Below are 17499 nucleotides of genomic sequence, written 5' to 3' on the forward strand. Positions count from 1 at the left end.
GAGATGCCGCACGTCGTGGTCGTGGGCGGGGGGATCGGCGGCCTGGCCACGGCCACGCTCCTCGCGCGCGGCGGCGCCCGCGTGACACTGCTCGAGCGGCACGACCACGTGGGCGGGCGCGCCGGGACGCTCGAGCTCGACGGGTTCCGGTTCGACACGGGTCCCTCCTGGTACTTCATGCCCGAGGTGTTCGAGCACTGGTTCGCGCTCCTGGGCGAGCGCGTCGAGGACCACCTGGACCTGGTCCCGCTCGACCCGTCGTACCGGGTCTTCTTCGAAGGGTCCCCGTCCTCCGAGCAGGCTGACGCCACCCGCGCCCGGACCGTCCTCGACGTCACGCGCGACGCGGACGCCAACTGGGCACGCTTCGACGCGCTCTCGCCGGGCGACGGAGAACGCGTGCGCGCGTACGCCGCGGAGTCGAGCGAGGCCTATCGGCTGGCGCTCGACCACTTCCTCTACACGACCTTCGAGCGGCCCGACCGCGCGATCGACGGCTCGGCGCTTCGGCGCCTCCCGCGCCTCGCGGCCCTCCTGGGACGCTCGCTCGCCGACCGAGTCGAGCGACGCGTGGAGGACCCGCGCCTGCGCCAGCTCCTGGGCTACCACGCGGTCTTCCTCGGCTCGTCGCCGTACCGCGTACCCGCGCTGTACTCGCTCATGAGCCATCTCGACCTCGTCGAGGGCGTCCGGTTCCCGCGTGGCGGCATGTACACGATCGTCGAGGCCATGGAGAAGCTGGCCCGTTCCGAGGGCGTGACGATCCGCACGGGGAGCGACGTCGTCGGGATCGAGGTCGCTCCGGCCGTCCCCGGGCCCGACGGCGGAGCCTCGCCCCGGGCGAGGACCGTCCGCTCCCGGCGGCGCGCGCGAGGCGTCGCGACCGGGGTGCGGCTGCGGGACGGCGAGGTGGTCCCCGCGGACGTCGTGGTGTCGGGCGCGGACCTGCACCACACGCAGACCGCGCTGCTGCCGAGCGCCTACGCCGACCTGCCCGCCGCGTCCTGGGAGGACCGCGGGCCGGGCATCTCGGCGCTGCTCGTGCTCGCGGGCGTGCGAGGCGAGCTGCCCGAGCTCGCGCACCACTCGCTGTTCTTCACCGAGGACTGGCACGGCAACTTCGAGGACGTCCTGGGGAAGGGGGCCTCGAGCGACGTGGACACGTTGCGCGTGCCCACCCCGGCCTCGCTCTACGTCTCGCGGACCTCGGCGACCGACGACGCGAGCCTCGACCACCCCGCGGCGCCACCCGGCCACGAGAACCTCTTCGTCCTGGTGCCGTTCCCCGCCGACCCGGCCCTCGGCGGGGACGCGGCGTCGCAGGCGGCGCTCGAGGACCTCGCCGACGGGTACCTCGACCAGGTCGGCGCCTGGGCCGGGATCGACGACCTGCGCGGCCGGGTGGTGACGCGCAGGGTGCTGGGGCCCGCGCACTTCGCGACCGAGTTCTCGTCCTGGCGCGGTACCGCCCTGGGCATGGAGCACACGCTCGCGCAGAGCGCGATGTTCCGGCCGCCCGGCCGCTCGCGCGCGGTCCCCAACCTGTACTTCGCGGGTGCCGGGACGGCGCCCGGCGTCGGGCTGCCCATGTGCCTCATCAGCGCCGAGCTCGTCGCCAAGCGGCTCCTCGGCGAGACCTCGTCCCGGCCGCTGCCGACGCCTCTGCGACGGGGCTTCCTCGCGGCGAGCCGGCGCCCCGACCGGCTGCGGGGCGGTGCCTCGTGACCGGGTTCGTCTACCTCGGTGCGCTCGCGGTCTCGCTCGGCGGTCTCGCGGTGCTCGACCGCCGGTTCCGCCTCGCGTTCTGGTCCGACCCCGCCAGGACTGCGATCACGCTCCTGGTCGGCGTGCTGTTCTTCCTCGCGTGGGACGTCGCCGGCCTCGCCCTGGGGATCTTCGCGCGCGGCGACTCGCCCCACATGACGGGGCTCCAGCTCGCGCCCGAGCTACCCGTCGAGGAGGCGGTCTTCCTGACGCTGCTCTGCTACAACACGCTGCTGGTCTGGCGGTTCCTGGACCTGCGGCTGCGGGGGAGGGGCCGTCGAGAGGCAGCTCGTGCGGCGACCGGGACGGCCGGCACGGCTGGCACGGCTGGCACGGCTGGCACGGCTGGCACGGCTGGCACGGCTGGCACGGCCGGCACGGCTGGCACGGCTGGCACGGCCGGGCCGGCAGAGCCGGCAGGGACGCCCCAGGCAGGCAAGGCCGCGGACGGACCGACGACAGGGGCCGGCGCATGACCAACATCGTCCTCAACCTCGTGGTGGTCCTGCTCGTCGTCGCGGTGACCTGGCAGGCGCTGCGACGGCACCGGGCCGGTCCGCTCCTGTGGACGGCCGCGGTGATGGTGGTCCTGACACTCGTGTTCGACACGATCATGATCGCGGTGGGGCTCTACGTGTACGCGCCGGACAAGATCCTGGGCGTCTACCTGGCCGGTGCGCCGCTCGAGGACTTCGCCTACCCGATCGCCGCGGTGCTCCTCCTGCCCGCGGTGTGGACCTGGGTGGGGGACGGTCGCCGTCGGCGGCACGCGGGAAGCCAGTCGTGACGCGGGTCGCCATGGAGCCCGAGGCGTCGCCGGGAGCGCTGGTCGCCCTGCGCGAGATCGCGGCGGCCTCGCGGCCGTTCTCCTGGATCAACACGGCGTACCCCTTCGCCGCGGGGTACCTCGTGGCAACGGGAGGACGGATCGACGCCGCGCTCGTCGTCGGGACGCTGTACTTCCTGGTCCCTTACAACCTGCTCATGTACGGCGTCAACGACGTGTTCGACTACGCGTCGGACCTGCGGAACCCGCGCAAGGGCGGCATCGAGGGGGCGCTTGCCGACCCCACGACCGCGCGACGCACGCACCGACGGATCCTGTGGGCGTGCGTCGTGACGAACGTCCCGTTCCTCGCGTGGATGCTGCTCCAGGGCGACGCGGGCGCGAACCTGACGCTCGCCGTCGTGGTCTTCCTCGTCGTGGCCTACTCCGCACCTGTGCTGCGCTTCAAGGAGCGGCCCTTCCTCGACTCGTTCACCTCCGCCATGCACTTCGTGGGGCCGCTGCTCTACGCGCTCGTGCTGGTCGGTGCGGACCTGGGCGCGCGGTCCGTGTGGCCCGTGCTGGCGGCGTTCGTGCTGTGGGGAGCCGCGTCGCACGCGTTCGGCGCGGTGCAGGACGTGCAGGCGGACCGGGCCGGCGGGATCGGATCGGTCGCGACCGTGATCGGGGCGCACCGGACCGTGGTGGTCGCCTCGGCCGCCTACCTGGTGGCCGCGCTGCTGCTGGCGTTCCTCCCGTGGCCCGGGTGGCTCGCCGCCCTGCTCCCGCTGCCGTACCTCGTGAACGTCGCGTCGTTCTGGTCGGTGCGTGACGAGGACTGCGAGCGGGCCAACGCGGGCTGGCGACGCTTCCTGTGGCTCAATCTCGTGACCGGGTTCCTCGTGACCATGCTGCTCATCGGGATCACCTGGACGTGAGCCGGGGGGTGGCTCGGATGCCGGCGTGCGCCGGGCCACGATGCCGGCGTGCGCGGGGCGGCATGCGCTGGCGTGTGCCGCCCGACCAGGGGAGACAGCACCGCCGAGGGCGGGGCACCGGGTTCCGGTGCCCCGCCCTCGGCGGTGTCATGAGCTGCTGTGCGCGGGTCGGCGCAGGCCGTTCCCGGCACGACGCACGGGTCAGTACGTGACGCCGTACTCCCAGTGCCAGGGCTCGGGCTTGGAACCGCCCTGGCGAGCCCACTCGGGGTTCTCCCAGCCGTAGGCCGGGGCGTTCGCACGCATCCAGTTGTACTGCGCGCTGCCGAAGCTGCTGATGCCGCCACCCAGGTCGAGCGCCTGAGCCATGCCGTGGTTCGACGTCCCGGGGGCCGCCGCCAGGAAGCCCTTCTGGGCCTTCACGGCGACCTGCGAGGCGTACGAGCGGTACGACGACGTCACGGTGATGTTCGTGCCGAACGCCGCCACGTAGGCCGCGTTGAGCTGCTCGAGCTGGTACGCGGCGTCGCAGCGCACGAGCTCACCGGGAGCGAAGCTCGGGGCGCACAGGAGGCTCGCCGGGATGGTGCCGTTGGCGTACCCGGCGGTGCTGGCGGCCCAGGCGGCGAGCTGCTGCGCCATGGCCGCGCGCTCGGCAGCCTGCTGCTGCTCGAGGGCCGCGCGCTCGGCGGCCTGCTGGGCCGCGATCTCCTCGGCCGTCGGGGGAGCCGGCTCGACCGCCACGGCGACCGCGGTCGCGTCGAGCAGCCCGCGCAGAGCAGTCGTGGCAGCGTCGATCTCGGCGACCGAGGGAACGACCTCCGCGGTCGTCGGCGTCTCCGCGGCAGGTGCTTCGGGGGCAGGTGCTTCGGCGGGCGTCTCAGCCGGTGCCGCGGTCTCGTCGCCGACCGGCGCGGCTGCCGTCTCGCCGGCAGCTGCCGCGTCTGCGAGAGCGGCCTCTGACTGGGTCTCGTCGGTGGCTGCGTCCGCAGGGCCGTCGGTCGTGAGCGCCTCGCGGCCCTCGGATCCCGCACGGCTCGCGCGGAACGTGTCGCGACCGTCGAGGGTGTCGTCAGCACCGGCCGCGTCGAGCGTGGTGCTCGTGGCCGCGTCCGTGGTGCTGTCGGTCGGTGCCCCCGACGTCTGGGCGGCGTCGGTGGTGGTCGCGGCGCTCACGAGCTGGCGGAGCTGGTCGCGGGTCGCGGTGATCTGCGTGAGCTGGTCGGGCGTGAGGCGCGATGCGCCCTCGCCGGCGAGGAACTCGGCACGGACGAGCTCGGTGCTCGCGGCGTCGAGCGCGGTCTGCTCCTCCGGGGTCGTTGCGCTCGCGCCCGCGACGCTCGCGACGGCCGGGGCGGAGACGCTCGCGGTCGAGGCAGCCTCGGGGGCGGTGCCCGGCGAGGTGACCAGGCTGGCAGCGCCTGCGGTCGTGCTGATGGCGACCGCCGCGAGGGCAGCGGCCACGGCGAAGGGCGAGCGCCGCCTGAGCGAGCGACCGGGCAGGGAGGCGGCGAAGTGCCGCTGGGAGTGCCGACCCATCAGCGGTCACCTCCCACGCCGACGACCGGGAGGTCGGCGACGCCGAGGAGGTTCGTGGTGCGGTGGTCGGTGCTACGGGTCGAGAGGCGCCCGACGGGCGCGGCAGAGCTGAGCGATGCAGTTGTCACGATGTTCCGGTGTTCCGTTCGTCGGGCCGAGGCCGGACCGCGTGTGCACTGCGGCTGTCGAGCGTGGGCTCGACGCCGTACCGTGCCGTCGCGGTGACGGGGATCGTGCTGGGGCCTCAGCGGCCTGGGTCGCGGCGCGTCCGGATGACGTGGGAGCCGCAGTGCGTCGGCAGACGGGATGCGAGGACGGTCCTCGGTGCCTGCCAACTCGTTCCATCTTCAACTACGTTTGTGAGCGGCCTGGCGTCGATGAGCAAGGATCCGCGGGTGATGGCGTGCCTGGTCTGGGCCTATTCGGTGAAGAAGGTACGACCGACGCGTCTCGCGTCGCGAGTCAGGGCAGTTCCCACGAGCATGCCCAGCGCGATCGCGAAGACGGCGACGACCGCGTTGGCGATGTCCGACACCGACCCGGTGTTGCCCGCCACGAGCTCGGACAGCCCCAGGAAGCTCAGCGCACCGGGGACGAGGAGCCAGAACGCGGGGAGGGTCGTGATGATCGCGGGCGGGCCCGTGCTGGTCCGCTCGACGAGCGTCGCGAGCGGCACGATCACGAGCGCGCCGAAGAACCCGGAGATCTCCGGGGCGACGAAGGACCCACCGAGCTGGGCTGCATAGGCGGCGAACAGCACCACGAGCACCCAGGGCAGGCTCCGACGCGGGGTCGAGGAGAAGAGCATCTGTCCCAGGCCCACCATGACGATCCCCACCCACGGGGCCCACCAGCCCAGGCGGTCGCCGCTGTGCCCGGCGATCAGGTCGCCCGCGACCGCCGCTCCGGCGACGACGCCGAAGACCAGCAGGAGGAGCTGGGCGATCCCGTACAGGAGCCTGCTCGCTCCCGAGACGATCTGGTTGCTGGTCAGCTCGATCGCGGCGACCGTGAGCACCGAGCCGGGCAGGAAGCTGATGAGCGGCGGCACGAGGACCTGCAGGGGGCTGTCGCCGAGCCACGGATGAACCACCTGGATCGCGACGACCGTCACGAGGAACGCCGCGACGACGGGCAGAGCCGTGCTGAGCGTGGGCCAGCGCGCGGCGAGCCACCTCAGGACCCCGACGCCGAGCCCCAGCACCAGGAAGACGGGCAGCAGGTCGAGGGTCGGGTTGAGGATCAGCCCGAACCCGAGCGTCAGGATCGCGTGCCCGACGATCGTGAGCACGGCGCCGAAACGGGGAGGCCGTCGCCGGATCGCGCGCAGCTCGGCGCGAGCGTCGGCGAGCTCCATCGTCTGGGTCCGCAGCCCGCGGATCACGCCGTAGAGAGCGCCGATCTGGTCGAGGTTCAGGCCGCTCCCCGCGGCGTCGGTGAAGTCGGTGACGACGCCCGTCGCGGTCTGCGCGCGGATGAAGACGCACGTCGGCAGCACCAGGGTCTGCACCGTGCGTGCGCCGTGCAGGTCGGCGACCTGCTCCAGGACGTCCTGGGCGTCGTTGACCGACTGGCCCGAGTCCAGCATGGCCCGTCCGAGCTCGCGCAGCAGCGGGATGAGGTCGGGAGAGATCTCGGGGACGTCCGGCTGCTCCTCGGGCGGGCTCTGGTTGCCGAGGGCCTGGAGCACCCGGCGAAACGTCGCGGGGGCCCGACGCAGGCCGGCGAACCGGGGCGGTCTCCGGTGGGGTGGCACGGGCGTCGCGTGGTCCGGCTCGGCGGGAGGGGTGGCGGCAGGCGCGGGGGCGGCCGTGGCCGTCTCTTCTGCGGGCGGCGGGGCTTCGGCCGACGACGCGTCGTCGGCCGTCTCCGCGGGTCGCGACGTCCCGGCGGTCAGGTCGCCACCTCGCGCCCGCTCTCAGGGCCCGACGACGCCATCACGAGGTGCAGGAGTGCCTCGCCGTAGGCGTCGGCCGGGTCGTGCCCGCGGAAGGCGACCTTGCGCCCCGCGAGCTCGATCTCGACGAGATAGGCCGGGTGGTCGTCGTCCTCGACGAAGCGTTGGAGCCAGCGGAAGGTCCCGCCGAGCAGCGCGCGGAGCTGGGACTCGAGGGGGTGCCACAGGGCGTCCTCGAGGGCCACGGAGTCGAGCGCCCACTCGGTGGTGCCGTTGAACCCGAGGACGACCCCGGTGTCGAACTCGTGGGGCTCGATCGTCATGTCGCTCACGGTGAAGACGTCGCCCTCGGGCCCGGCGCCGAGGAGCCGGAAGCGGTCCCCCGAGGCAGGGTGCCAGCGGACCCCCGCCTCGCGGAGGGCCAGCGCCAGGTCCCAGGAGATCATCTGGCCAGTATGGTCGCGGCGGCGGGCACCGGCGCGCTGACGGTGTCGCACGTGCTCGCCGAGCGGATCGGACGACCCGCCGAGGGCGTTCCCCAGCCCGTCGGTGGTGACCTCCCGCAGGCCGGTCGCGCGCTCGCGCGGGACAGTAGGAGGTGAGCCCCCGCGTCCGGGCGGGGCGCACTCTGGGGAGGCAGGCATGACCGCGACGTTCGCGACCGTCGACGACTACATCGGCTCGTTCCCGCCCGAGACCCAGGAGATCCTGCAGGAGATGCGTCGCACGATCCACCGGGTCGTGCCCGACGCGGGCGAGAAGATCAGCTACCAGATCCCCGCCGTGACGGCGAAGGGGCGCGTCATCGTGTACTTCGCAGGCTGGAAGCACCACGTGAGCCTGTACCCGGTGCCCGACGGCGACGAGGACTTCGAGCGTCTCGTCGCCCCGTACCGGGCGTCCAAGGGGACGCTCAAGTTCATGCTCAAGGAGCCCGTGCCGTACGGCGTGATCGAGACGGTCTCGCGGCACCTGCTCGACCAGCACGGCGCCTCGGCGTAGCCGAGGAGCGGGGATCGGGGATCGGGGAGCGCCGCTCCTGCGGGGCGCCCGTCGGGTGCGAGCGTCCACCTGTCGGGACCTGCCGTCCCAGGACGACCCGAGTTCACACCTCGGAAAGCTCGGGCGTCGTGTACTCGCCCTCATGACCGCTCCTTCCGCGGGCACGGCCGGGCGATCCCCGGACCGACCCGTCACCGTCTCCATCCACCGCCGCATCCACCCCGACCTGGTCCCGGACGCGACGCGCTGGGTCCAGGCCGGCGTCAACATGGCCAACACGTACCCGGGCTTCCTCGGGTCCGGCTGGGTGCGCGCCGCGAAGGACTCGCACGACTGGCACATGCTCTACCGCTTCGCCGACGAGTCGACGCTCGACGCCTGGGACTCCTCGCCCGAGCGCGTCGCCTGGCTCCAGGAGGGGCAGGGCCTCGTCGAGGAGCAGCGCGTCGAACGCCGCACGGGCATCGAGGGGTGGTTCGACGCACCGGCCCGCGTCGAGGAGCCGCAGATCAGCGCCGAGCGCGCACCGGCACGGTGGAAGCAGTCGGTGAGCATCTGGCTCGGGTTCTTCCCCGTGAACCTCGCCTTCACGCTCCTCATGTCCTGGGTGGTCCCGCAGTTCGGCGAGCTGCCCGTGCTCCCCAGGGTGCTCGTCACGACGCTCGTGCTGACCCCGATCATGACGTACGCGGTGCTGCCGTGGGTGACCCGGCGTCTGGCACCGTGGCTGGCGCGCTGAGGCGCGTCCGCGCGCCCTGGACACGTGCGCGCACAGCGCCTGTCCAGGCGCCTCGCAGCCCGCGCGCCTAGCGTGGACGGATGGACGAGGAGATCGAGAACGCGACCGACGTCGCTCTGACCCTGGCCGCCGTCGCGGGAGCGCTCGTGGCCGCGTTCGTGCTGGGCACCATCATCTCGGCGATCGTGAACCGGATCGGGCGGCGCAGCGAGCTCGCCCGTGACATCTCGCGCAGGCTGCGCCGACCGGACCGGGCCGTCCTGATGGTCGTGGCCGTGTGGATCGCGGTGCGGGTCACGACGCCCCCGACCGTCGAGTGGCGGGCGGCGGTCGAGCACCTGCTGCTGGTCCTGCTCATCGCGGCGGGAGCCTGGTGGGTGGGCGCGCTCGCGTTCGTGCTCGAGGACAGCGCGCTCAAGCGGTTCCGGGTCGACGTGGTCGACAACCGGCACGCGCGCCGCATCCGCACCCAGATCATCGTGGTCCGGCGGCTCACGGTCGCGATCATCGTCATCTGCGCGATCGCCGCGGTCCTCCTGACCTTCCCCGCGGCGCGGGCCGCCGGGGCGAGCATCCTGGCGTCGGCGGGCGTCATCTCGATCGTCGCGGGCCTCGCGGCGCAGACGTCGCTCGCGAACGTGTTCGCGGGCATGCAGATCGCGTTCACTGACGGGATCCGGGTCGACGACGTCGTGGTCCTCGAGGGCGAGTGGGGCCGGATCGAGGAGATCACCATGACGTACGTCGTGGTGCACCTGTGGGACGACCGGCGCCTCATCATGCCGTGCACCTACTTCACGACGACGCCGTTCCAGAACTGGACGCGCCGGGCCGCGGACCTGCTCGGCACGGTCGAGCTCGACCTCGACTTCCGGGTGCCGTTCGGCGCCATGCGCGCCGAGCTCAAGCGGCTCCTCGCGCACACCGACCTGTGGGACCAGCGCGTGGGCATCCTCCAGGTGACCGACGCGATCAACGGCGTCGTCCGGGTGCGCGCGCTCGTGAGCGCGCGCGACGCCCCGACCCTGTTCGACCTGCGGTGCTTCGTGCGCGAGGGGCTCGTCGAGTGGCTCCAGCGGTCGAGCGCCGACTCGCTGCCCCGCACGCGCTTCGAGGGGGTCGAGGAGGGGCGGATCAGCGAGGACCCGGACGTCGCGCCCGGCGGCGCGGCTGTCACGGCGCAGCCCACGATCCCTGCCCGCGAGAAGCAGAAGCACGAGGGGAGTCTTCCTCCCGCGATCCCCGTGGGTCCTGGCATCCCCGGGCAGCCCCCGCTCTCGACCCGGCCCGCGACCCGACGCGTCTCGGTGCGCGACCAGGCCCGGGTCGTCGGGCGGGTCAGCGCGCCGCAGGACGTCGTCGAGACGCGCGTCATGTCGCCCGTCGAGGCGGCGCTCGCGGCGGTGCCGGACGGGACGGCGGACGTGGGCCCCGAGGACCAGCCCGGGGGCGCGTCCGAGTCGGCGTTCTTCAGCGGGACGGCCGAGGGGGTCGAGCGCTCCAAGGCGTTCGCCGGCCCCGGCCAGGACGTGATCGACGAGCGTGAGGAGACGGCCGAGCGGAACAGGGTCGAGGACGAGCGGGACGAGCACGAGGAGCGCGCGCAGGAGGACCACGCGCACGAGGGGCGCGGGCGAGAGGGGGACGAGGGCGGCGCGGGCGATGCGGCGGTCGATCGCGACCGCGGTGCCCCTGATCGCGACGCTGACCGCGACCGGACCCGCGACCACGGTCGCGACCTGGGCCGTGGCGAGTCGCACGGCGACGGCGGGCACGACGGCGACGCCTGAGCGGCCACGGGCGTGATGCACACGACCCCGGTCCACCGCGCCGCGCCGTGCGCGCCTGGCTAGGGTCTCGACGTGAGCATGTGGACCTGGCCCGCGTACGTGGGCGTGATCGGCGGCCTCGTCGTCTTCCTGACGATCCTGCTGCCCGTCGTGGTGTGGCAGTACCGACGGTACGGGCGGCTCAGCGGGCTGCGCCTGCTGGGGTCGGCCGCGGTCGCTGTCTACGGTGTCGCGCTCGTCGCGTACACGCTCCTGCCGCTGCCCTCGGGCGACCTGGCGCAGTGGTGCGCGCAGCACGGGTTCTCGGGTCCTCAGCTGAACCCGTTCCAGTTCGTCGAGGACATCCGCCGGGACACCGCTGGCATGAGCACGGCAGCGCGGTTGCGCAGCCCGGCCGTGCTGCAGACGGTGTTCAACGTGGTGCTGTTCGTCCCGTGGGGCGTGCTGGTGCGCCGGTTCTTCGGGTGGCGGCTGCCGCTCACGGTGCTGTCGGCGTTCGCGGCCTCGCTGCTCATCGAGACGACGCAGGGCACGGGGATCTATGGCCTCATCCCGTGCTCGTACCGCCTGGCCGACGTCGACGACCTGCTGACCAACACGCTCGGCGGGTTGATCGGTGCGCTGATCGCACCGGTGGTGCTGCGGTGGATGCCGCGCGCGACGGACCTCGCGGCGCAGCGCGGTGTCCCGCGCCCGGTCACGGTGTGGCGGCGGTGGTTGGGCATGGTGCTCGACGCGTTGCTGGTCTCGGTCGTCGGGACGGTGCTGGTGCTGTCCTACCGGGTGGTCCTGGTCGCCACGGGCCAGGACATCCCGCTCGGCTCGGACGGCGTCGACGTCGCGCTCGGCACCGTGGTGCCCGTGATGCTGGTCCTGTTCGTGCCGCCGTTCCTCGGTAGCGGGGCGTCGTGGGGGCAGCGCGCCCTGTGGCTCGAGCCGCGCTGGACGGCCGACGCGGCGGCGGGGTCCGTCGGGCCCGACGGGCTGGGCCGCGGGACGACGCTCCGCCGTGCGGTGCGCGGCTTCACGTCGGGCGGGCTGTGGGGAGCGTGCCTGATCCTGGCGGAGGTCCCGGGTGGGGGCCTCGTGCCCGACGTCGCAGCGCCCCTGGGAGGTCTCGTCGCCTTCGTGGCGGTCGTCTCGGTCCTGTTCACCCGCGACCGGCGAGGGCTCTCGGGAGTGGTGTCGGGGGCTCGGATGGTCGACGCTCGGAGCTGACGGTTTGACCCCGAGCCAGAACGAGTCCGCCGAGAAGTGAGCAGATGCCCCCAGATCAGCTGATCCAGGGGCATCTGCTCACTTCTCGGCGGGGCCCCGGCGCAGCGCGTCGGAGCGGGAGCTCGTCAGCGCCCCGCGAGCCACCCGCGCAGCCGGTCGGGGCGGTCGGTGATGACCGCGTCGACGCCGATCTCGAGGGCCAGCGCCCACTGCTCGGGCTCGTTCAGGGTCCAGACCATGACCTCGAGCCCGGCGTCGTGCAGCGCGGCGACGAGCCCGGGCTGCGCGAGCAGCACCGTGCCTGCGGGGTTGCAGGTCATGACGCCCAGCTCGGCGCACGTCGCGAGCAGGTCGTCGGAGGACCGCTCGACCAGCAGTCCCCGGCGCAGGTCCGGGGCGACCTTCTGCAGAGAGGCGACGGTCGAGGGCCAGAAGCTCTGCCCGATCACGCGGTCGGCGAGCCCGGCGCGCAGGAGGGGCTCGGTGACCTTGCGGACGTCGTCGGGCCCCCAGTCGCCCTTGACCTCCAGGAGGAGGTCGATGCCCGGGTGCGTCACGAGGAGGTCCACGACCTCCGCGAAGGTCGGGACCCGCTGCCCCGCGTACGCCGGGGCGAACCACGACCCCGCGTCGACCGCCCGGACGTCCGCGAGAGGGAGCCCGTCGACGCGCCCGCTCCCGTCGGTCGTGGCGTCGAGCGTGTCGTCGTGGATCACGACGACCTCGCCGTCCGCGGTGAGCTGCACGTCGAGCTCGATGCTGTCGGCTCCCGCACGCCACGCGGCCTCGAACGCCGCGAGCGTGTTCTGCGGGGCGACCGACGAGTTCCCCCGGTGCGCGACGACCTGGAACGCGCCCGTCACAGGTAGGGCTCCACGTTCTCCTGGTACGCCTTCTCGAGGCGCGGCGTGATCGACGCGAACGCCTCGGCCGCGGGCGTGCCCTTGAGCACGATCTGCTCGATCCCGTCCGTGAGGATCTGGTCGCCCGAGGGCACGAACACCCGGACCCAGTCCTGCGAGCGCGACTTCTCGGCGAGCTGGTCGACCGCCGTGCGGAACTGCGGCGTGGCCGCGTAGATGCTGCTCATGGTCTCTCCCTCGACCGCGGACGTGCGCACCGGCATGTACCCGGTGTTCTGGGAGAAGTATGCGGTGTTCTCGGGGTCGGTGAGGAAGGCCAGGAACATCGCCGCGGCCAGCTGCTGCTCGGGTGAGCGGGAGGCCGGGATGGCCAGGCCCGTGCCGCCCGTGGGCGTCCCGGAGCCGTTCGGGCCGTCGGGCAGGTAGGCCGTGCCGAGCTCGAACGGCGCGGCCTCGAGCAGGCCCGTGAGGCTGCCCGTGGACCCGATCGTCGACGCGAAGACGCCCGCGGCGAAGTCGGCCCCGGCGTCGGTCCCGACGCCCGCGACCTTCGAGCCGTGGAACAGGTCGTGCAGGAAATCGCCTGCGGCCAGTGCCTGCGGGGTGTCGAGCGCGACGGTGAACTTGTCGCTGTACTGGCCGCCCTGGCCCCACAGCATGTTCTCGAACCACCACGCGGCCCACGACGTGCCGGTCGCGAGGCCCAGCGGGGCGCCGTCGGCCGGGACCTGGCCGCGCAGGGCGGGGGCCCACTCGGCGAGCTCGGCCCACGTCTCGGGGCCGCGGTCGGGCAGGCCGGCCTGGGCCCACATGGCCTTGTTGTAGTAGAAGAGCGGGGTCGAGCGCGCGTAGGGCACGGCCCAGTGCGACGACTCGTACTCGTAGTCGCCGTACAGCGTCGGGTTGTAGTCGGCGACGTCGACGTCGAGGTGCGCGAACACGTCGTCGAGCGGCATGACCTGGCCGTTGAGGTAGTAGCGGAACCACCAGACGTCGCTCGCGATGACGAGGTCGGGCAGGTTGTTCGACGACGACGCGGCCTGGAAGCGCTGCGCGACCTCGTCGTACCCGGCGCCCGCGGTCACGAGCTTGACCGCGATGTCGGGGTGCTTGGCGTTGAAGCGGCGGATGAGCTCCTCCTCGATCGCCTTGGAGGCGCCGGGGTGGTTGCTCCACCACGTGATCTGCGAGGCGGGCTTGATCTTGGACCAGTCGGTGCCCGCCGAGGCGGACGGTGCGGACGAGCCGCTACCGACGGTCGGTCCCGCGCACGCGGCGAGGGAGAGGGCGAGGGCTCCGAGGCCGCCGAGGCGCAGCACGTCGCGACGCGACGGGGTCCACAGGGCGGGCAGGGGCTGGTTCACGGTGATGCTCCTTGGGGTGGGGAACAGCGACCCGGCAGGTGCCGGGGGGACGGGGTGGACCGGCGCGTCAGCCGGTCACTGCTCCGGCGGTGAGCCCGGCGACGAGCCGGCGCTGGAGGAAGAGGAAGACGATGAGGATCGGGAGCGTCACGAGCACGGTCGCGGCCATGAGGACGCCCCAGTTGTTCATGCCGTCGACGCTCTGCAGGAGCGTGAGGCCCACGGGGAGCGTCATCTTCTCGGCGTCGTCGGTCACGAGGAACGGCCACAGGTAGTCGTTCCACTCCGCGACCACGGACACGAGCGCGACGGCCGCGATCGTGGGGTAGGACAGCGGCACGACGAAGCGCCACAGCTTGCGCCAGTGGCCCGCGCCGTCCAGCTCGGCGGCCTCGAGGATCGAGACGGGCAGCGACAGGAAGTGCTGACGGAACAGGAAGGTCCCGAACGCGCTCGCCAGGCCCGGCACGAGGATGCCCTGGTAGGTGTTGAGCCACCCGAGCTGGGCGACGAGCGTGTAGTTGGGGATGATCGTGATCTGCTGCGGGATGAGCAGCGTGAACAGGACCAGGACGAACACCGCGCGCTTGAACGGGAAGTCCAGGAACACGAGCGCGTACGCGCAGCACAGGCCCAGCAGCAGCTTGAGGGTCGAGCCCACGACCGTCAGGCCCACGCTGTTGAGGAAGAGCTGCCCGACGGGGATGCTCTGCGTCGTCTGGACGTAGTTGGCGAGATCGAGGTTCTGCGGGAGCCACTGGAGCGGGATCGAGTACAGCTCATCAGGGCGCTTGAAGCTCGCGAGCACCATCCACACGAGCGGCAGGGCCATGACGACGGTCGCGACCAGAAGGGTCGCGTACGCGCCCAGGTGCAGGGGCCGACGACGGCGCGTGCGCTGCGGCGGTCGGCCGCCGCCCGGGCGGTGGCCGGCACCGACGGGGGCCGGTGGTGCGTCGACAGGTGACCCGGGGGGCTGCGCGCTGGACGCGCCCGAGGCTGCGGTCGGGTGCTGGTCGGGCGCGGGGGCCGGGAACTCTCGCACGGGGTTCTGGACGCTCATGCGTAGTGCACCTTCTTCTCGACGAAGCGCAGCTGGACGACCGTGACGACCAGCAGCAGGAGGAAGAGGATCGTCGCGACGGCCGACGCGTAGCCGGCCCGGCCGGTCACGAAGCCCTCCTCGTAGATCTGGTACATGAGGGTCGTGGTCGAGCCGAGCGGCCCGCCCTTCGTCATGGCCTGGATGATGTCGAACGACTGCAGCGAGCTGAGCAGCGTCGTGACCGTGAGGAAGAAGGTCGTGGGAGCCAGGAGGGGCAGCACGATCGAGCGGAACGTCCTGGCAGAGGACGCGCCGTCGAGGGCCGCGGCCTGCTTGAGCTCGAGCGGGACGGCCTGGAGACCGGCCAGGTAGATGAGAGCGACGTACCCGACGTTCTTCCACAGGTAGACGACGATGATCATGACCAGGGCCCACGGCGAGGTCGTGTACCAGTCGGGGGACTCGAGGCCGATCGCTCGCAGCCCGGCCGACAGCAGGCCGTAGCGCGGGTCGAAGATGAACAGCCACAGCATGCCGACCGCGACGCCCGACAGGACGTAGGGAGCGAACGCCACGGTTCGGGCGAACCCGCGACCCTTGAGGCGCCGGTTCAGCAGGAGGGCGAGGCCCAGGCCCAGGACGAGCGAGCCGCCCACGGTCGCGACCGTGAAGACGCCCGTCGTGACCATGACGTCGGCCGTGGTCGGGTCCTGGAACCACTCGACGTAGTTGCCGAGGCCGACCGAGCGAGCCGTCGGGGAGCCCATGTTCCACTGCAGGGTCGAGTAGTAGAAGCTCTGCAGGAGCGGGCGGTAGACGAACACGAGCAGCAGGGCCACGTTGGGCCCCGCGAGCAGCAGGAACGCGAGCCAGGTGCGGACGGCCCGCGGGGTCGGGCGGGAAGGTCGGCGCCGTCCGGGGACCGACGGACGGCGGTCCGGTGGCGCGAGGCGCGCAGGGGCTGACACGGAGGTCATGGGGTGGGGCTCCAGTCACGAGCGGGTGAACGCCCGTCACCCTAGGAGGGGGAAGTGACCGAAAAGTGGCCTCAGCGGTTCCGTTCCCCGAACGTTCCCGAGGCGTTCATCGACGCCTCGACGCGAGGTCATCGAGGATGCCGCGCGGCCATCTGCGAGCCGTTCGAGGACGGGTCTCGTGGCTCGTGGCTCGTGCGCTGCGCGAGGACGCTCCCGCGCGGCCGGACGGGGAGTCGCGGCCGGACCGGGAACTCTTGTCGGAGAGTGTTCGCTGAGCAGGAACCGGTCCCGCTCAGCGAACGTGGATCCCGCTCAGCCGAGCCTGCTCCGCAGCTGTACCTGTTCCCGCAGCCAACCTGCTCCCCACCGGCACGGCGTCGACATGCCGCACGCCACCGCGCCTCGGTGGGAGAGCGCGCCGAGCGCGCTGTGGCCACCTAGCATGGGCGGTCCGACGGGACTGGCAGGACCCGCAGGGCCGGCAGGGCCGGCAAGACCGGCAGGAACAGCGGGACCGGTAGGCCGGCAGGGCAGGCAAGGACAGCAGGACCAGCAAGACCGGCAGGAACAGCGGGAGCAGCAGGACCGGGACGGGCAGACAACCCGGCCCGACGACGAGGTGAGCGATGACCCACGAAACACAGGACCTGCGGAACATCAGCGTGACGCGCGGTATCGGCTTCACGGTCGCGCTGTTCGTCCGTGACCGTCTCGCGCTCCCTGTCGCGGACGACGTCCCGGACCTCGTTCCCCGCGTCACGGTCGAGGCCTTGCCGCGCGACGAGGCCGCGGCGCTCGCGGACGAGTGGCACGGGTGGTGGGAGAAGCTGGCCGAAGCGCCCACGGGCCGTGTCGTCCGTCCGGCCTCGGGGCGGCTGGCCATGGTGGTCGACGCCGTCGTGGACGAGGCACGGGCGTGGGAGGAAGACATGGTGCGACCGAGCTTCCTCCTCTCGGAGGCCGATCTTCCCCCTGGCTACGTCCCGGACCCGATCGGCGCCCCGGACGTCCCGGTGGTCTACGACGTCGAGCTCGTTCCCGTGAGCGGTGCGTGGCACCGGGACCTCGGCCCGCACCGGCTGCTCGTGAGCGTCGGCACCTGGGAGGACCCGGCGGCGATGGACGCGCTCCTGAGACCGCGGATCGAGCGGCTGCAGAGCCGGGTGCTCCAGATCCCCCACGTGGCACCACAGACCTGGCACATGGTGGTCGACGGGCAGGTGTTCACGGTCAAGGACCGACCCCACGAGCCCGGGAGCTACGACTTCCACTGGGAGAACGGGCCGATCGAGGGCTACGGGTTCTCGATCGGGACCTCGACGCGCGAGCCGCTGAGCGAGGACGCCCTGCGCCGAGAGATCCGGGGCTTCGTCGAGGGGTACGAGTCCTGAGGGCCCAGGTCCTCCCCGCCGCCTCCACCGTGCACCTTGACCTCAACCCTGGTTGAGGACGTACCGTCGAACAGTGCGGCTGCCGACCCCGGCGCGGTCCGCTCCTCTCCCTCCTCGATCGGAAGGCGTTCTTTCCTGTGAGCAGCTCCCGTCCTTTGCGCGTCGCTATCGTCGGCGCTGGTCCTGCTGGTATCTATGCGGCGGAC

The 17499-nt window shown here is 72.5% G+C and carries 17 protein-coding genes; 9 read left to right on the forward strand and 8 right to left on the reverse strand.

The annotated features are described in order from the left end of the window. Nucleotides 1-3 precede the first annotated feature (3 nt). Genes crtI through ASE15_RS17750 form a run of 4 tightly spaced genes read left to right on the forward strand, consistent with a single transcriptional unit; the run spans nt 4 to nt 3468 of the window. The gene (gene crtI / locus ASE15_RS17735) at nt 4-1725 is read left to right on the forward strand and encodes a phytoene desaturase family protein (protein ID WP_056764820.1); all 1722 of its coding nucleotides are present in this window, start codon (nt 4-6) and stop codon (nt 1723-1725) included. After that, entirely contained in the window at nt 1722-2240 is a 519-nt protein-coding gene (locus ASE15_RS21895; protein WP_082618561.1) for a lycopene cyclase domain-containing protein, read from the forward strand. Before crtI ends, ASE15_RS21895 begins: the two co-directional genes overlap by 4 nt. Continuing rightward, nucleotides 2237-2551 carry a lycopene cyclase domain-containing protein gene (locus ASE15_RS17745; protein ID WP_056652380.1) on the forward strand — a complete coding sequence of 105 codons (315 nt, stop codon included), beginning with the start codon at nt 2237-2239 and terminating at the stop codon, nt 2549-2551. The genes ASE15_RS21895 and ASE15_RS17745 overlap by 4 nt, the downstream gene beginning before the upstream one ends. 11 nt (nt 2552-2562) lie before the next feature. Continuing rightward, nucleotides 2563-3468 carry a prenyltransferase gene (locus ASE15_RS17750; protein ID WP_056764822.1) on the forward strand — a complete coding sequence of 302 codons (906 nt, stop codon included), beginning with the start codon at nt 2563-2565 and terminating at the stop codon, nt 3466-3468. 201 nt (nt 3469-3669) lie between these two features. On the opposite strand, the gene ASE15_RS21595 is transcribed toward ASE15_RS17750, so the two are convergent. From ASE15_RS21595 to ASE15_RS17765, 4 genes are all read right to left on the reverse strand, one after another. Continuing rightward, the gene (locus ASE15_RS21595; protein ID WP_056652374.1) at nt 3670-5007 is read right to left on the reverse strand and encodes a M15 family metallopeptidase; all 1338 of its coding nucleotides are present in this window, start codon (nt 5005-5007) and stop codon (nt 3670-3672) included. Further along, a complete protein-coding gene (locus tag ASE15_RS21690) occupies nt 5007-5135 on the reverse strand; it encodes a hypothetical protein (RefSeq protein ID WP_255354352.1) in 129 nt (42 codons plus the stop codon). Before ASE15_RS21690 ends, ASE15_RS21595 begins: the two co-directional genes overlap by 1 nt. Before the next feature lie 290 nt (nt 5136-5425). Beyond that, nucleotides 5426-6697: a threonine/serine exporter ThrE family protein gene (locus ASE15_RS17760; protein WP_056652371.1), complete on the reverse strand. Its 1272-nt coding sequence runs from the start codon at nt 6695-6697 to the stop codon at nt 5426-5428. A gap of 203 nt (nt 6698-6900) precedes the next feature. Continuing rightward, a complete protein-coding gene (locus ASE15_RS17765) occupies nt 6901-7350 on the reverse strand; it encodes a hypothetical protein (RefSeq protein WP_056652368.1) in 450 nt (149 codons plus the stop codon). 196 nt (nt 7351-7546) lie between these two features. On the opposite strand from ASE15_RS17765, the gene ASE15_RS17770 reads away from it, so the two are divergent. From ASE15_RS17770 to ASE15_RS17785, 4 genes are all read left to right on the forward strand, one after another. Then, on the forward strand, nt 7547-7906 hold the full coding sequence (locus ASE15_RS17770; RefSeq protein ID WP_056652365.1) for an iron chaperone: 360 nt from the start codon (nt 7547-7549) through the stop codon (nt 7904-7906). 142 nt (nt 7907-8048) lie between these two features. Next, the gene (locus ASE15_RS17775; RefSeq protein ID WP_056764710.1) at nt 8049-8645 is read left to right on the forward strand and encodes an antibiotic biosynthesis monooxygenase; all 597 of its coding nucleotides are present in this window, start codon (nt 8049-8051) and stop codon (nt 8643-8645) included. 80 nt (nt 8646-8725) lie between these two features. Further along, entirely contained in the window at nt 8726-10435 is a 1710-nt protein-coding gene (locus ASE15_RS20515) for a mechanosensitive ion channel family protein (protein ID WP_082618562.1), read from the forward strand. Between the two features lie 78 nt (nt 10436-10513). Next, nucleotides 10514-11653: a VanZ family protein gene (locus tag ASE15_RS17785; protein ID WP_082618563.1), complete on the forward strand. Its 1140-nt coding sequence runs from the start codon at nt 10514-10516 to the stop codon at nt 11651-11653. Between the two features lie 125 nt (nt 11654-11778). On the opposite strand, the gene ASE15_RS17790 is transcribed toward ASE15_RS17785, so the two are convergent. The 4 genes from ASE15_RS17790 to ASE15_RS17805 all read right to left on the reverse strand — a co-directional run bounded on the left by ASE15_RS17790 (nt 11779) and on the right by ASE15_RS17805 (nt 15902). Further along, nucleotides 11779-12516 (reverse strand): glycerophosphodiester phosphodiesterase family protein, encoded by a 738-nt coding sequence (locus ASE15_RS17790; protein WP_056652354.1) that lies wholly within the window; start codon nt 12514-12516, stop codon nt 11779-11781. Then, on the reverse strand, nt 12513-13880 hold the full coding sequence (locus ASE15_RS17795; RefSeq protein ID WP_157277269.1) for an ABC transporter substrate-binding protein: 1368 nt from the start codon (nt 13878-13880) through the stop codon (nt 12513-12515). The genes ASE15_RS17790 and ASE15_RS17795 overlap by 4 nt, the downstream gene beginning before the upstream one ends. A gap of 67 nt (nt 13881-13947) precedes the next feature. Continuing rightward, the gene (locus ASE15_RS17800; RefSeq protein ID WP_056764713.1) at nt 13948-14943 is read right to left on the reverse strand and encodes a carbohydrate ABC transporter permease; all 996 of its coding nucleotides are present in this window, start codon (nt 14941-14943) and stop codon (nt 13948-13950) included. After that, entirely contained in the window at nt 14940-15902 is a 963-nt protein-coding gene (locus tag ASE15_RS17805) for a carbohydrate ABC transporter permease (RefSeq protein WP_056652351.1), read from the reverse strand. The genes ASE15_RS17800 and ASE15_RS17805 overlap by 4 nt, the downstream gene beginning before the upstream one ends. A 626-nt stretch (nt 15903-16528) precedes the next feature. On the opposite strand from ASE15_RS17805, the gene ASE15_RS20975 reads away from it, so the two are divergent. After that, a complete protein-coding gene (locus ASE15_RS20975) occupies nt 16529-17293 on the forward strand; it encodes a hypothetical protein (protein WP_056764715.1) in 765 nt (254 codons plus the stop codon). Nucleotides 17294-17499: the final 206 nt, after the last annotated feature.

The organism is Oerskovia sp. Root22 (genome assembly GCF_001429135.1).
Classification (GTDB): Bacteria; Actinomycetota; Actinomycetes; order Actinomycetales; family Cellulomonadaceae; genus Oerskovia; species Oerskovia enterophila.